We start from the raw sequence: 15517 nt of genomic DNA, 5'->3' as shown, positions 1-15517 counted from the left end.
AAAAATGATGAGCGTACAACTAAAAATCTAACTAGAAAAAAGAAATTTATAATCGAGGAGGAGGCATTAGCACTGCGAAAGAAGTTGAGTTTTGGTTGGAAGGTGGGCTGTGTTGATAGACTAAATTTAATTTTAAAGCGTACAAATTTTTCCCCCTTGTTCATTTATTATGAGCTTACTATTGTCCGATTTTGTTGCCAATGCAAAACCATTATAAAATGGTTCTGCAAACATGTAACGTTCAGGGTAAAGTTCATCTCCATTTTTATCAATATGAAACCATCCCTTAGCATCTTTTGCTGTAGCAAAGTTTTTATGGAAAACCCCCAAGTCTAAAAACGATTTGTTATTTATTAAATTCCCGTTTTGGTTAATATGTCTAAAGAGACCGTCCTGTGATTTTACGCATGCTACTCCGTCTTTGAAGTCACCTGCATAGCTATACTCCTCGATATAAAGTCGATTCCCGAGGAGATCAATATGAAAATAATTATTCTTTAGGTCTCTTACTGTGCACCTGTTTTCCTGATAATTTCCTGTCCAAAGGTAATAATTGGAATAAATTCTCTCACCTTTTTCGTTGATGTGAAACCATTGATTATTTTCAATTACAGCCGCCCGATTGCAATAGAAACCAAATGTTCTTGCATAGCGGTTTTGGTAAATTTCATTTCCATTACTGTCAATGTGATAAGCACCGGAAATATCCTTAACAGGAGCGATTCCGGGCGAATGAAACTTTAGCACCTCGATAAAATTCTTGTCAAAGATTGCTTTTCCTTCAAACAAAAAGTGTGTGTTGTTGTCTGAAACTTTTATTGCTTGCCAATTCATTTTTTGAATATTAAAATGGTTTGTAATTCATTTAATTTTAATTCGCTTTCCAATTGAAATCCTGCATTTTCGCAAAGCGAAATATACGCCGATGATGTTCTTTCATGGCTTTCGCACATTGCGGTCATATTCAAGGAAAGTAAAGACAAATCGATACTAATTTTATCGGAACAGTTTTCAATTACAAATAAAGCTCCATCTTTTGGTAATGCTTCTAAACAATTTTGTAAAATGACAGCTGCGTTAGCATTATTCCAATCATGTAAAACTCTTGAAAGAATAATGACTTCTGACTGATTTGGAATTTTGTCAAAAAAACTACCACTAACTTTTTTAATGTTTGGGATTGAAACAGTTGAAATTACTTTATCCAAGTCGAACAAAACACATTCAATAGCCGGATCTTTAGCCTTGATAAGTTCTACAATTGCACCGTAACCTCCTCCCACATCCATTACAGATTTGTATTTGCTGAAATCTAGTATATCAGGCAAATTTTGGTAATCCTCTTTCGCATATTGGTACATTGCTTTGTGGTAAGCATTTAATTTCTCGGGATGCTCATTTAAGTAATCAAAAAAAGGCAATCCGTAACTTTCTTCAAATGCACTTTTACCTGTTTTGATAGAAAAATCTAAATTTTGCCAAGCAGTTAAGTGCTCTGCACTCCAATTCAAGCAGGCGTATTTTAAACTTTCCGGATGATTTTCTGTGAGAAGTTCAGACATTGCATTCACTTTGAAATGGTCTTCCTTTTTATCTAAAAACTCGGCACTGTGTAAAGCATTTAGTAGTAACACTACTTTTTCCTCCGTTAGAGAAAGTTCAGTTGCTACTTGCGTTGCGGTTTTCTGTTCGTGTAAGCAATCAAACAAATTGAGTTTGCAAGCTGTGCTAACCGCTAAATACGTCCAGTGCTGTGTGAAAAATGTTTTGAGTCTATCCTTCATCAATTATTCCGTTTTTAAAAGTTAAACCGGTCATGTAATTTACCCAATTTTCTTTGGTATAGATTTTCCGATTGATGCTGAAATGATAAAACGCAATCAACATATCGTGCGTAATGAAAAGCGTTCTGCCGTTATGAGTTGTGTGTGCTTTTATAAAAGTTGTTATTCTGTAATTCAATTGATCCATATTTGGCATACCCGGTATTTCTCTTCCTTGCATAAATCGGTTATACATTTCATCAAATCCATGTTCCAAGTAAAAATTTCCCGCTACTTTTTCGTCGGTAATATGAAGTCCGGGTGCACCCAAAGCTGTGGTTTCAATTATTTCTAAAGAATTTCCATAACCTCTGGTTATAAATTCAGCCGTTTGAACACAACGTTCAACCGGGCTGGTATAGATTTTATTGACCTTCATTTCGGCTAAACTTGCGCCAAAACGTTGTGCATTTTGTTTTCCTTGTTCGTTCAATAAAATTTCATTTCCAAAAGAGCCTTTTGGGATGTCATCTCTGTCAGCGTGTCTTAATAACAGAGCTATTTTTTCGTTAATATTCATTTTAGTTTGGTTTTCGCATAGTGCAGGTTTTACACAAATCAATTTTCTTGTAATTCTTCACAAGATTTTGGTAGCTTTCGCTTTGCAATACTTTTTCGACGCTTGTCTTCTCAATGTTTCCAAAATCGCCAAGTGTATTGCGTTGTTCATCAGGAGCACAACAAGGAGAAATTTTGCCTGTTGCTGAAACCCACAATTCTCTCTCCAAAAACGGACATTCATAGTTTTCCGGAATTTCTTCGCGTTCAGTTTCTTGCAGTGGAATAATGTTTTCTAAAATCACTTGCTCACCATTTGGTTTGAGGTAGTGCTGTTGTGCTTCGTAGGCTTGTTGTACATACCTATTCCACTGGGCGATATTTTCCGGTGAGGCTTTCATCGACAAATGTTGAACTTCATCAAAGTGTGCCCAAAGTTGATGTCCTTTTACCCTGTCTACACCCAACGTAGCTGCTAATTTTATGATGTCTGCTAACTCATGCATGTTGTTTTGCATAAACGTTAGTTGGAATGTTACACGGCAGTAATAGCCGGTCTTTTGAAAGTGTTCATTGCGAATTCGAATAAATTCTTTTACGTTTGAAACAGCTTCTTCAAAATTTAATTTCAACATCACTTTTTGAGAAGTTTCCGCTGTTGCTCCGTTCCAACTTATTTTGACATCGCTTGTAATTGGGACAATTAGTTTTGCCCATTCAGTAACTGTCTTTTCAGTTGTTTTGGGGAATGTGCCGTTGGTCGTCAGGTTCATTTTTATGTTATACTTGTAGCACAATTCAACAAAATGAGCAAAGTGCTTATAGATTAGCGGTTCTCCCATGGTGGAAGGTATCATTTCCGTAACACCAATTTTTTTGGCTTGCTCAAAAATGGGTTCCAACCATTCTTTGGGCATTCTTCGGTGTTTGCCGTTTAATTTTTCTTTGATGTAGGTTGAAAATGGACTATGCTCTTCACACATGGTGCAGCTTAAATTACAGTCTTCCGGATTGGTATCGATTGTAACACGCCAAAGTTTATAATCAGTTTTTGAAATCAATTTTTGATAAATCATATCTAATTCGATACAATGGTTTTGAATGTTTGGAACGCTACCATCGTTAGTGTATAAATACCCTTTTTCACCCAATTCCTTCATTTGTTGGGGATTGGAAATTGCAAATTTTAGTTGCTCGGCTAACGAATTTGCATTTCGATGTTCAAACAAAAGGCCGTTTACCTGGTGTTGGACATATTCTTTCATTCCGCCAAAATCGGCAGTAATAACCGGAACTTTGCACGATTGTGCTTCGTGAATGACAAGCGGTGAATTTTCGCCCCAAATGCTTGGCACTACGATACAATCAACTTTTGAAAAAACATCATTAGCCAAATTGTGATTGACGTATTCACCTGCAAACTCAATTTTGTTTTTGGAAGTTTTGGCAACTTCTTTCAGAGCATTTGTACTTTGTCCGCTTGTTCTGCCGAAAATTTTCAACGTTGCAGTCGGCTCAACTTGTTTAAATGCTTCAATCAAAAGATTGATGCCTTTTGCCGGGATATGAGTACCGATGTAGCCAAAAGTATAATTCGTTTTGTCTTTTGATTTCTCCGTTTGCGTTAAATATTCGGTTGGAAAACCATAATCTAAATAGACGATTTTATTTTCTGGAATACCAAAATCATTGATAAATCGATCACGAAGATAATTTGAAGGAGCAATAAATACATTCACTTTGTTAATGATGGCTTTTGTTTCTATCATTCGTTGGTGAATCCAGTGGCTCCAATTTTCAATTTCGGTTGGTTCATTTTCTTCACGTCCGCTGAAATACACTTTGTAGCAATCCGTTGCACATTTTTTATCCTCTTGCTTTTCGCACAACTGAAAATTGTTAGAATTACCAATGCTTCTGGTTAAAAATTGTCCCCTTGGGCACATTAGCCAAAAGTCGTGTAGGGTAAAAACAATCGGAATTTTCAGTTGATTCAGTTCATCAATCAATCCTGTTGAAAGATGGTTTAAGTGTCCGATATGAGCAATGTCGGGTTTGAATTGTTTGACTAATTCCGCAAAGTTGTCATCCATTTGTTTGTGGCGATACCCGTCTTTACCCTGCGGATTGTTGACAAAGTAAAGTGATAAGTTGTTATTTATTTTTTGCTCACGAATACTAAAACAGGGTGCATACGGATTTTCTTCCCGCGTAAATACGGAAACTTTGTGGTGCTTTGAAAGTTCATTACAGATGGATTGGCTGTAAACTTCGGAACCTGCATTGTAATTAGGTGGATAACCGTGGATTATTTTTAGGATGTGCATTTGATATATCTTTTAAGCAACTTGGTTTAGTTTAATGGTGTAATTACCCTCTCTTTTAACGAATTTATTACTATTTACTGAAACTTGATTTATAGCACTTTTTAATCCAATTTTTAATATCGGTTCTGAATATGAATGACTTCCTTTTGAACTGTCATAGAATCTACCAAGCATATCAACCATAAGATAGGAGCCTTGAATTAAATTTTCAGGTTCTTCTATTGTTTTAATGTCAAAGTTTAATTTGTTTTTATTTTTAGAACAAAAGTTATAAAATTCCGTTGATGAAATCATTGTTAAATCAAATTGTTTTTCATTTTGACCTTCAACTTTTGTTGCTTGAAGAATTTTCCATCTAAAAGGGTTTAGTTCATTTATTAAATTTGTTAGGCATTCATCTTTGTTGAATTGAGATACAACGGTATTGATTTTTAAATTCACACCATATTGGCGACATGCTTGAGCAAGCTCAATGAGTTTGTCTTTTGAGACTGTTTTGCCATTTTGATTTCTTCCACTTTTCAAATTTGATATTTCATTTAAACTATCAACACTTAACGCTAGAATATCGAGGTACGGTGAGATATTTTTTATCCAATCATAATTTATTTTACTAGCATTAGTTACAATACTGGTTTCAAAACCCAAGTTTTTAGCATAGATTATGAATTCATCAATGTAGGGAACAAGTGTAGGCTCACCCCCAGCAAAGTTAATTTTTTTAAACATTCTGGAATTTGCTAATTCCTTTATAATCTCAAATTGATTTTCTTTTGAAATTCCTTTGCTTGAAATGTCGTTAAAAGTAGCATAACAAAATTTGCATTTGTAGTTACACGCTTTAATTACATGGAAATTAATTGTTGTTATCATTTTATTTTAAATTTTGAAAGTGAGAAAACGGTTCTTTACTATATAAATAATCAGGATGGTCACACCAGTAGCAAGTTGTCAATGTCTTGTTTGAAGTAATAATTATTAGACTTTCTCTTTTTCTTAATATAATGCCTTTACGTTTTAAAAAACTATGAGACACGATGATAACATCCTTTTTACAAGTTGTACATTCTACATAGGGAAGAACTTTGTATAGAATTTCATCATGAATACTTCTATCCCATTGACTGTATAAGGAGTGGTTTGTTTTTCTGTAATTTAAAATTTGTTTGTTCATTTTACTTCGATTTTCTATATGGATAGTCTAAAGTTATGCCAAAACCATGTAATTTATTAAATACATGATAATGAGTTATTTGTAATTAACTAAAAGAAACTTTAAATACCTTAAAGAAATTTAATACTTTTATAAAATGAAAAACATATATATCACTTGGCACTATACTACTCATGGAGTGGCCTATCTAAAACATATACTTAGCAAGTTTTATCAGATTGAAAAATTGAAAGAACAATTTGATTTTAATCGATTAGAACAAGAGGAACTCAATGGGGTATTTAATGTTCTTAATCAGAATGGCTTTGTTTTCGATGAGATTATTTACATAACTGCTCCTCAGAAAACTTTTGACAGACTGTCAAGTAGAGGTGTAAGCTATAAAAAAACTATTCTTGAGGATGAATTGATTGTCGCGAAAGGATTGAAAGATTTATTTGGCGAAATAATTTCTGATAATGCTATTTGCTACAATCTAGAGGCAGAATTTACTTTTGTAAAGACGAAGTATCCTGAGAAACTTGAACTCTTTAAAGAAGTTATTTGGAGAAACATTCAACATTATCCTATTGAACAGCAGATTAAATGGCTTACTGAATACTCCAATTTCCAAAATATATATTCAAAAAAAATAAAAATCGTGGAATTAAAAGTAGATGATTTAAGAAATGAAAAACAAATTTCGGATGAAGTAAGCAAATGGTCTCGTCAATATTTTTCAAAACAGAAGGATTTTCAGCCTATCATAAATGTTTCACTTGGAAGTAACGAAACACAAGTGGTTTGGCATATTTTGGCAGAAGCAGGACAATTGCCTGAAAACACAAGATTTATTAAGACCTATGATGATAAAAGCGATAAGCCAGAGAAACGATTTAAACAATTTTCCATTCAAGAAATACCAACTAATCTCATCTCCTCTATCGGTGCAGAATTTAAGGTTTACAGCCACACTAAATCACCTTCCAGGAAATTAGTTAATAAAAAAATGGAAATATTTCTTAAAACAGGTTTCTCCATTTTATTAATTGGGGAAAGGGGAATAGGAAAGTCAAAAATTGCGAGTGAAGCCAGACCATCTGATACAAAAAATCCTTTTGTTGAGGCAAACTGTGCCTCTTTTGATGAAGACAGTAAAGCAGAGGCAGAGTTATTTGGTTATGAAAAAGGGGCTTTTACAGGAGCAAGTACCGACAAAAAGGGGCTTTTAGAAGAAGCTAATGGTGGAATTTTATTTCTTGATGAAATCCACCATTTGTCAAAACTTGTACAGGCAAAACTCATGAAAGCCTTGCAAACTGATGGGAAAAATAAAATGTCAATACGACGAATGGGAAGCAACAAAGAAATTAAGGTTGAATGTCGTCTAATTTTTGCTACTAATAAAAATATTTCTGAACTGAAAAAAAAATTATTGCCTGATTTTTATGATAGAATTGTTCAACACGTTGTAAATATTCCACCTCTGAGAGAGACAACTGAAGATAGATTGACTGATTGGGAAAATATTTGGAAAGGTTTAAATTTTAATGGAAATGCTCCAAAAGAATTGGAATTAACAAACTGGTTAAATCAGTTGCCATTATATGGAAATTTTAGAGATTTGCAAAAGATAGCGATGTATTATAATGTATTTATTCAGTTTGATGAGGATACAAAAAACATGCTTAATGAAACGAATGCTTTTCAATATACAAAGAATGAATTTGAGAAATATCATTCTCCTAATGTCCAACTCGGAAAAGAGAAATTCAATTTTAATGAAAAACAAACTACAAAAGAGATGCTAGCTGATTATTTGTATGAATTACAAGACTGGGCAGTGACTAAATTTAAAGGGAGAAAGCAAGCCATAGCTCATTTTAAAACTTTAAATGATTCTATTACAGAGAAAACCTTTAACGATTGGAAAAATAAGAAATCAATAAAAAGTAAAGATTAGTTAAATTTTATCATAAGGAGGTGAAATAGCAGTCTAATAAAAAGTATGGTGTTGCTAGCGACGCTCCCCTTAAACTATTGTCCGTGCTTTTCGGTTTGCGGAGCAATTTTTATTTTTTTGGGATTTTGGCTTACGAAGGTATCGACTAATTGCATGATGTAACTATTGCTTTTGTGTGGGGTAACGTATTCTTTTATTTCGGATAAGTTGGATAGGGTTTCTTCGGCTGCAATATACCCCATGCCATAAAAGTGACCTTTTTCTATCCAAATGCAGCTTCGTTCATCGTTGGTTCTGCCTTTGTCGATAATGGCGAAAGTGGGTTTGTTGCGGATTAAAAAATGGACTGCCTTTTCAATTTGGCTATTGTGTATTTCCAGCTCAGGTAAATCGGTGGTGCTGAATTTAGCGTGTGTCTCCCCTTCGTTGATGGCTCCGTAGTTGCAAAAACGATGGTCGATTTCAAATTGTGCGGCTACTTTTTGCAAGGTGTTGATACCGGCATATAAACTCGAAAACGATTCAATGCAGGAACTAAATTTCGGCAATTTGCCAATGGCGAGGTATTGGTAACCGTTGCGGGCTTCGTATTGATATAATCCAAATTTAGGTTCAAACCGTTTGAGAGCTTTGTTATACATTGGCCATAACTTTTTTATTTCTGCACATTCTAACAGCAACGCCATTAACTCGGTGGCACACACCTCAGAAGAAATGCCGTAGATATCCCGCATAAAAAGTTGCCTTTGTTTGGTGATTTGATGTCCGGTGAAATGGGAAGCTACTCGTTTTTTGATGTTGATAGCCTTGCCTACATAAATTACCTTTTTTTCGGAGTTATAGAAATAGTATATACCGGGCTTTTCAGGCAATTGTTCAAAGTCGGCGGGCGGTAGGTTGGGGGGCAAGCGTTGGTCCACCGCAGTTTTTTTTATCATTTTTGAAATTTCACCTTCCGAATCGGACAAAAGCAATTGGGTAAATAAGATAGCGGTTGCGTCGGCATCGCCTCCGGCTCGGTGGGCATTTGATAAAGGAATTCCCAAGGAGTAACAAAGTTTACCTAAACTATAGGAGGGTAGCCCCGGTTTTATTTTTCGTGCGGCTCGCACGGTACAGAGTTTTGTGGCAGTCCATTTGAATCCGGATTCTTGGAGTTGGTGACGTACAAACGAATAATCAAAATTGACATTGTGGGCTACAAATATTCGGTCGGTTAACAGTTCCAATACTTTATCTGAAATGTCATCAAAAATGGGAGCATTTTTTACCAATTCATTGTCAATCCCGGTTAAGGCAAAAATGGCAGGCGGAATAGGTTGTTGCGGATTCACCAATGATTCCCAACTGTCAATCACGCGAATGCCATCATGAATCCGAATGGCGATTTCCGTTATGCGGCTGCCACCGGCATATCCTCCGGTGGTTTCAATATCGACGATGGCGTATTCTTGTTTTTTCATAGCTTAGTTTTGTGTCATCTTTTGCCGAGGCAAATTAATTTCATGTTCTTGCGGATAGGGAGCTCGTTGTGTCATGCTCACATCCTCCCGAATTTGTTGCTGCGTTTGAAAACGTTTTTCATCGGTAGCCGAATAACGAGGATCGGGAATAAACGGCATTTTTTCCATTTTTGAAATGGTGATGGTAGGAAAATGATAATCCACCTCCACCTGACCCAACAACAGATAACACCCTCCTCCTTTAAACGGATATTGCTTCAGGCAATCGGCAAAATGAGCGGTATCAAAAAATTCGCCTTCCGCATCGATCCACGTTCCAAAATACATATCGCCTCGTTTGGTGGGCACGTGTTTCCGGGAAATTAAATACGCTAACATTCGGACCGTTTTCTTATGGTGTTTTGTCAAATCCCGTGCCATAACATCGCCACGAAATTTAGTCTGCAATAAATTAAACGGTGTGACCGAAACCGGAAAATCAAGCAATTCAATTTCATCAAAAGCATCTTCAAAAGGCGAACGTTCTACAGTCGGCAATTTATATTCTTTCACCGGTTCCCGAATTAATAGTAGATGCCGGTGCTCGGGTTTAAAGTTAATTAAAATCAATCGGGCAATAATCAATAATTCATTTTTGGGTTTTCCGGTAAATCGAAATGCTCCGATAAAAATCAAGATTTGGATGCCTTCAATGCCTATGGGAACGCGATTGATAAAGTCTTCTAAGGAAGTATACAACCCATTTTCCAGGCGTTCGCTTACCAAAAGCTCGGCTGTTTTTAAATCCAAACTTTTCAAATGCTGAAAGCCTAAGTAGAGGTTTTTTCCAATTACCTTGGTTTGGTACTCACTCGTGTTGACGCAAGGATTATGGATTTTAGCACCTGACATGCGAGCTTCATGCACATACACTTCGGTTCGATAAAATCCGCCAAAATTGTTGATGACTGCTGTCATAAACTCAATCGGGTAATACGTTTTCAAATACAAACTTTGGTAACTTTCCACTGCATAGGATGCTGAATGAGCTTTACAAAACGAATAGCCGGCAAATGATTCGATTTGGCGGTATATTTCCTGACTCAATTGTTCGGGATGTCCTTGTTGTTGGCAAGAAGCAAAAAAGTTGTCTTTTACTTTTTGTAAGGCGGCTTTCGAACGTCCTTTCCCGCTCATGGCTCGGCGTAGAATATCACCATCGGCAGCCGGGAGTCCGCCATAATGCAAGGCAATCTTAATTACATCTTCCTGATAGACCATAATGCCATAGGTTTCGCCCAATTGTTCTTTGAACACGTCGTGAAAGTATTCAAAACGATCGGGATAATTATGTCTAAAAATATATTCTTTCATCATCCCCGATTGTGCTACTCCGGGTCGAATAATGGACGAAGCAGCCACCAATACTTTATAATTATCACATTTTAATCGTCGTAACAATCCACGCATGGCAGGACTTTCAATGTAAAAACAACCGATGGTTTTGCCTTCACTCAGTAGTTCATTACAGACTTTTTCGTTTTTGGATAACGAAGTATCACGAATATCGACGTCGATGCCTTGGTTTTCTTTAATCAATTTTACCGTATCGTCAATATGACCTATGCCACGCTGGCTTAAAATATCAAATTTATCAAAGCCAATGTCTTCTGCCACATGCATATCAAATTGAACGATGGGAAAGCCTTTGGGAGGCATTTCTAAAGCGGTGAAATTGGTAATCGGTTCTTCGGAAATCAGAATTCCACAGGAGTGCATACTGCGTTGATTCGGGTATTTTTCGAGTAGCATGCCGTATTCCTGCACCATTTTTACCACTTCATTTTGATGATGGGTTTTCATCGGGTTTTTGGCTAATTCATCCAACTCTTCTTTGGGCAAACCAAAGACCTTGCCCACTTCTCGAAAAATGGAACGGTATTTAAACTCCACATTCGTTCCACAAAACGCGACATGATCTGCACCGTATTTGGTGAAAATGTATTCTAAAATAGTATCTCGTTCCCGCCACGACCAGTCAATATCAAAATCGGGCGGTGATTTTCGGTTTACATTTAAAAAGCGTTCAAAATACAAGTCGAGTTCTAGCGGACAAATATTGGTAATGTCCAAGCAGTACGCAATGATGCTATTTGCTCCACTACCACGTCCGATGTGTAAAAACCCACGACTGATGCTGTATTGCACAATATCCCAAGTAATCAGGAAATAACCACTGAATTCTAATTCATTAATCACTTTCAATTCCTTTTCTACTCTGGCTTTGGCTTTCGGATTGTTTGCACCATAGCGGCGAACCATTCCTTCGTAGGCTAGTTTAGTTAACAAGGCACTATCGTCGTGTTGGTTGGAGGTGTAGTGTTTCTTGTTTTTTGGGGTGTTGAAATCATATTCAAAATGGCAAGCTTCAATGACCGATTGCGTGTTTTGGATGATTTGTGGATAATCCTTAAACATTTCCATCAGTTTTTCCATTGGAATCATCACGTGTGCGACTTTGCAATACTCGGTTTCAGTGAGTTTTGAGCCTAAAATGTTGAGGTCAATGGCACGAAGTATTTTATGCAGATTGAATTCTTTTTTAGTTCGGTAGGTTACGGTTTGCAATACCACCATTTTATCCAACTTCCGTTTCCAAACATAATTGTACAACTTCGACAATTGTTCCGGTGCAATCCCGATAAATTCATTTTCATTCATCGTTTCCGGAATTTTGTCAAACGGATAAATCACAATCGTATGTTCAAAAGCCGGTGCTTTGTCCGGAAGCGGTATATTCTCAAAGTTGTGCTTGGTCAGTAAGCGGTTCATTTCGGCAATGCCTTTTCGATTCTTTGCTAAACCGATATACAACTGCTTGCCTTCATTCCGAAAATCAATTCCTACTAGCGGTTTAATCTGCACCACTTTGCAGGCTTTTATAAAATCATAGATGCCCGTTACGGTGTTGATGTCGGTCAATGCCAAGGCAGTTACCCCAAACAACACCGCTTGCTCCACTAATTCCTGTAGTGGAATTGTGCCGTAACGCAGCGAATGAAAAGAATGGCAATTGAGGTACATTAGTCCGTGTTTTTTGCTTTAGGAATGATGGATTGACTTCTCGGGTTACTAATGATGTTGCCCGCTTTTGAGGTGATGTTTCTACCGCCACAACGGGTTACAGCATTGTATCCAAAACGGTTTTTGATTTTGTCCATGGCTTGGTACAAGGCAATCATTTCTTCGGTGTCTTCAAACATATCGATTTGATAGGTTCCCCGTACTAAACCAGCAAAGGATACGCCCACCAATCGAATTCGCATACGACGGTTGTAGAGTTTGTTGAATAACTCAATGGCTATTTTACTTAAAACATGGTCACAGGAAGTGTACGCAATTTTCCGTTGTACATTTTCCGTATCAAAATTAGCATAACGAATTTTGACCACTAGGGTAGAAACTAACCATTGTTCTGCCCGGGCTTGGTAGGCCAGTTTTTCCACCATTCCTAAAATTAAGGATTGCACTTTTTTAATGTCGATGGTGTCTTGCAAATAGGTGTGTTCGGTAGAAAGGGATTTTCGTTCTCGGTACGGTTCTACCGGTGCATTATCAATGCCATTGGCTTTTTTCCAAATTTCCAAGCCGTTTTTGCCAATCATACTTTGCAAGACTTCCGCAGGCGTTTCGGCTAATTTTTCAATGTTGCGTATGCCAAGTCGGGAAAGCAGGTTAAAAGTCACTTCACCCAACATCGGTATTTTTCGAATGGATAACGGATTTAAAAAGGGTTTAACCAAGTTTTCCGGAATTTCCAAATTGCCATTGGGTTTGCCTTCTCCGGTAGCAATTTTAGAAACGGTTTTGTTGACGGATAAGGCAAAACTGATGGGTAAACCCGTTTCTTTGGTAATGGTGTGGATCAATTCATTCGTCCATTTATAACAGCCGTAAAACTTATCCATTCCGGTGATGTCCAAATAAAATTCATCAATGCTTGCCTTCTCCACTAATGGCGAATTTTCTTCGATGATTTGAGTGACTTCGTGTGACTTTTTCGAAAACAATTCCATGTCTCCCTTTACGATTTTGGCTTGCGGACACAGTTGCATTGCCATTCGAATCGGCATGGCAGAGCGTACACCAAAATAGCGAGCTTCGTAGGAACAAGAAGCGACCACACCACGTTCGCCACCGCCTACAATCAACGGAATCCCGTTTAATTGTGGGTTTTCTAATCGGACGCAAGAGACAAAAAAGGTGTCTAAATCCATGTGTACAATTGCCCGTGACATAGTGTTATAAATTTTTGAAGTTGAAATTATTTTACAAAATTAGGACGTTTAATCCCTAAAATAATTATCTTTGTAGTGACTTAAAATCCCTTTAACATATGTTGTATATTTCAGACAATTTAAAATGGTTGAGAAGTAAGCAAAACTTGTCCCAACAAGAAGCGGCTGATGGTATGAAGTTGCCTTTAGATCGCTATAAGAAATACGAATATGGTAAAAATACACCTCCGGCAGAAACCTTGCTCGTTATCTCTCGTTATTACCACATTAGTATTGATTTATTGTTAACGGTCGATTTACGAAAAACACCCATAGACAATTTGGTGCAATTGGAAGACAACCGCATTGTGTTGCCCATTACTGTTAACACTGAAGGGCAAAATTTGGTTGAAATTGTCACCCACAAAGCCAAAGCCGGCTATGCTGCAGGCGGTTATGCTGATTTTACGTTTATGTCGCAACTCGAACACATTTCGCTTCCTTGGCTTAACAAAAATGAAAAGTACCGCACGTTTCCGGTGGATGGGGATTCGATGCCACCGCACAACAGTAAGTCGTTTATCATTGCCAAATATGTTGAAAAGTTGGGTGATGTAGTGGATGGTAAAACCTATATCGTGATTACCACGAACAATGAAATGGTGTACAAACGATTGAATAAGAATGGGAAAAATACCTTCACACTCAATTCCGACAACACTTTTTATAAACCCTACGAAGTGAAATTTTCTGAAATTGCCGAAATATGGGAATATGCAGGGAGTTTGGAGCGGGAGAATTTTAAACCCGAAAATTATAGTTCTGAACGTTTAGAAGGGATTATTCGGAAGTTACAGGGGGATGTGATGGAGATTCGGGAGCGGTTGGGGTAGTTGCTGTCAGTTGTGAATTTCATTTATTTGTAAGCGTTTATTTGTTTTGAGTACGGTTTTTTTTTCGCCCGTGGCGGGGGGTTGGGGAGAGAAAAAAAAATAGTTATTCCCACCTGATTTTGTTGCCCCGGCCTGCCTAGGCAGGAGCAAAATCGGCGTGTATTTCAGTAGTGAATTTCATTTCTTCTCCTGATTTTGTTGCCCCGGCCTGCCTAGGCAGGAGCAAAATCAGAGTGTATTTCAGTTGTGATTTTCATTTTCCCTCCTGATTTTGTTACCCCGGCCTGCCTAGGCAGGAGCAAAATCAGCGTGTATTTCAGTAGTGATTTTCATTTATTTGTAAGCGTTTATTTGTTTTGAGTACGGTTTTTTTCCACCCGCGGTGGCGGGTTGGGGAAAGAAAAAAACAAGACAATTTTTCCATCTATCCAAGCAGGTAAGGGAAGGAGAAAAAGTATACAAATTTTTTATAATTTGCTGTAACAAATCTATAACATGAAAAAAGATAAAAAAAGTCAACTTCAAAATGATGATTCCATGTGGAAAGGAGCACCACCAGAGTCATTTTTAAAAGCGAAAGAACTTCGTAACCGTTTGACAAATGCAGAAAAAATTTTGTGGGAAGAACTAAAAGGAAATAAGTTTAATGGTCAAAAGTTCAGAAGACAACATCCAATTGGAATATATATTGTAGATTTTTACAATCATAAAAATAAACTAGTAATGGAAATCGATGGAGGATATCATGACAACGCAGAACAAAAGTTAATCGACTTTACAAGGGAGGAATTTTTGAAATTGAACGGATTAAAAGTTATTCGTTTTAAGAATGAATCCATAACCCAAAATTTATCGTTCGTTTTAGAAAAAATAAATGAGGAATTGTTAATAAAGTAGAAGTTAATCCTCTTGATTTTGTTACTCCGACCTGCCTAGGCAGGAGCAAAATCAGGGTGTATTTCAGTTGTGAATTTCATTTTTCCTCCTGATTTTGTTGCCCCGGCCCTAAAGGGAGCAAAATCAGAGCGTATTTCAGTTGTGAATTTTGTATCGTCCTAAAAAAAGTTTACAGTTTTTAATTAAATCCTAGTATTGGTTTACGGTTCATTTTTAATCCTGTAATTGGTTTACAATTATAGTG

At 36.9% G+C, this 15517-nt stretch carries 11 protein-coding genes; 3 read left to right on the top strand and 8 right to left on the bottom strand.

Annotated elements, in window-relative coordinates; translation table 11 throughout:
• Window positions 1-132: 132 nt before the first annotated feature.
• Genes B0I10_RS14735 through B0I10_RS14715 form a run of 5 tightly spaced genes read right to left on the bottom strand, consistent with a single transcriptional unit; the run spans window position 133 to window position 5521 of the window.
• Complete coding sequence (locus B0I10_RS14735; RefSeq protein ID WP_112087284.1) at window positions 133-834, bottom strand: WG repeat-containing protein; 702 nt, start codon at window positions 832-834, stop codon at window positions 133-135.
• On the bottom strand, window positions 831-1784 hold the full coding sequence (locus B0I10_RS14730) for a methyltransferase (protein WP_112087283.1): 954 nt from the start codon (window positions 1782-1784) through the stop codon (window positions 831-833). The genes B0I10_RS14735 and B0I10_RS14730 overlap by 4 nt, the downstream gene beginning before the upstream one ends.
• Window positions 1774-2343 carry a histidine phosphatase family protein gene (locus tag B0I10_RS14725; protein ID WP_112087282.1) on the bottom strand — a complete coding sequence of 190 codons (570 nt, stop codon included), beginning with the start codon at window positions 2341-2343 and terminating at the stop codon, window positions 1774-1776. Before B0I10_RS14725 ends, B0I10_RS14730 begins: the two co-directional genes overlap by 11 nt.
• 1 nt (window position 2344) lies before the next feature.
• Entirely contained in the window at window positions 2345-4648 is a 2304-nt protein-coding gene (locus B0I10_RS14720) for a glycosyltransferase (RefSeq protein WP_112087281.1), read from the bottom strand.
• A 12-nt stretch (window positions 4649-4660) separates the two neighbouring features.
• Complete coding sequence (locus B0I10_RS14715; protein WP_112087280.1) at window positions 4661-5521, bottom strand: viperin family antiviral radical SAM protein; 861 nt, start codon at window positions 5519-5521, stop codon at window positions 4661-4663.
• A 437-nt stretch (window positions 5522-5958) separates the two neighbouring features.
• Here B0I10_RS14715 and B0I10_RS14710 point away from each other — a divergent pair, with 437 nt between their 5' ends.
• Window positions 5959-7764, top strand: coding sequence for a sigma 54-interacting transcriptional regulator (locus B0I10_RS14710; RefSeq protein WP_112087279.1), 1806 nt, complete (start codon window positions 5959-5961; stop codon window positions 7762-7764).
• Window positions 7765-7838: 74 nt separating this feature from the next.
• Here the strand turns inward: B0I10_RS14710 and B0I10_RS14705 are convergent, their stop codons facing one another.
• The 3 genes from B0I10_RS14705 to dinB are packed head-to-tail and all read right to left on the bottom strand — an operon-like array spanning window position 7839 to window position 13504.
• The gene (locus B0I10_RS14705; protein ID WP_112087278.1) at window positions 7839-9227 is read right to left on the bottom strand and encodes an exonuclease domain-containing protein; all 1389 of its coding nucleotides are present in this window, start codon (window positions 9225-9227) and stop codon (window positions 7839-7841) included.
• A 3-nt stretch (window positions 9228-9230) separates the two neighbouring features.
• Window positions 9231-12290, bottom strand: a complete 3060-nt coding sequence (locus B0I10_RS14700) for a DNA polymerase III subunit alpha (RefSeq protein ID WP_112087277.1) — start codon at window positions 12288-12290, stop codon at window positions 9231-9233.
• Window positions 12290-13504 (bottom strand): DNA polymerase IV, encoded by a 1215-nt coding sequence (gene dinB, locus B0I10_RS14695; protein ID WP_112087276.1) that lies wholly within the window; start codon window positions 13502-13504, stop codon window positions 12290-12292. The genes B0I10_RS14700 and dinB overlap by 1 nt, the downstream gene beginning before the upstream one ends.
• A 98-nt stretch (window positions 13505-13602) precedes the next feature.
• Between dinB and B0I10_RS14690 the strand changes: the two genes are divergently transcribed.
• Both B0I10_RS14690 and B0I10_RS14685 read left to right on the top strand, forming a co-directional pair.
• Window positions 13603-14376: an XRE family transcriptional regulator gene (locus B0I10_RS14690; RefSeq protein WP_112087275.1), complete on the top strand. Its 774-nt coding sequence runs from the start codon at window positions 13603-13605 to the stop codon at window positions 14374-14376.
• A 495-nt stretch (window positions 14377-14871) separates the two neighbouring features.
• Window positions 14872-15273 (top strand): endonuclease domain-containing protein, encoded by a 402-nt coding sequence (locus B0I10_RS14685; RefSeq protein WP_112087274.1) that lies wholly within the window; start codon window positions 14872-14874, stop codon window positions 15271-15273.
• Window positions 15274-15517: the final 244 nt, after the last annotated feature.

Origin of the sequence: Flavobacterium lacus, assembly GCF_003268815.1 — a bacterium.
Taxonomy (GTDB): domain Bacteria; phylum Bacteroidota; class Bacteroidia; order Flavobacteriales; family Flavobacteriaceae; genus Flavobacterium; species Flavobacterium lacus.
The sequence above is the reverse complement of the archived record's forward strand: the minus strand, read 5'-3'. Positions and strand labels throughout refer to the sequence as shown.

Excerpts from the sequence above, each read along its gene's own strand:
- B0I10_RS14735 (WP_112087284.1), bottom strand. The coding sequence starts at position 834 with ATGAATTGGCAAGCAATAAAAGTTTCAGACAACAACACACACTTTTTG.
- B0I10_RS14730 (WP_112087283.1), bottom strand. The coding sequence starts at position 1,784 with ATGAAGGATAGACTCAAAACATTTTTCACACAGCACTGGACGTATTTA.
- B0I10_RS14725 (WP_112087282.1), bottom strand. The coding sequence starts at position 2,343 with ATGAATATTAACGAAAAAATAGCTCTGTTATTAAGACACGCTGACAGA.
- B0I10_RS14720 (WP_112087281.1), bottom strand. The coding sequence starts at position 4,648 with ATGCACATCCTAAAAATAATCCACGGTTATCCACCTAATTACAATGCA.
- B0I10_RS14715 (WP_112087280.1), bottom strand. The coding sequence starts at position 5,521 with ATGATAACAACAATTAATTTCCATGTAATTAAAGCGTGTAACTACAAA.
- B0I10_RS14710 (WP_112087279.1), top strand. The coding sequence starts at position 5,959 with ATGAAAAACATATATATCACTTGGCACTATACTACTCATGGAGTGGCC.
- B0I10_RS14705 (WP_112087278.1), bottom strand. The coding sequence starts at position 9,227 with ATGAAAAAACAAGAATACGCCATCGTCGATATTGAAACCACCGGAGGA.
- B0I10_RS14700 (WP_112087277.1), bottom strand. The coding sequence starts at position 12,290 with ATGTACCTCAATTGCCATTCTTTTCATTCGCTGCGTTACGGCACAATT.
- dinB (WP_112087276.1), bottom strand. The coding sequence starts at position 13,504 with ATGTCACGGGCAATTGTACACATGGATTTAGACACCTTTTTTGTCTCT.
- B0I10_RS14690 (WP_112087275.1), top strand. The coding sequence starts at position 13,603 with ATGTTGTATATTTCAGACAATTTAAAATGGTTGAGAAGTAAGCAAAAC.
- B0I10_RS14685 (WP_112087274.1), top strand. The coding sequence starts at position 14,872 with ATGAAAAAAGATAAAAAAAGTCAACTTCAAAATGATGATTCCATGTGG.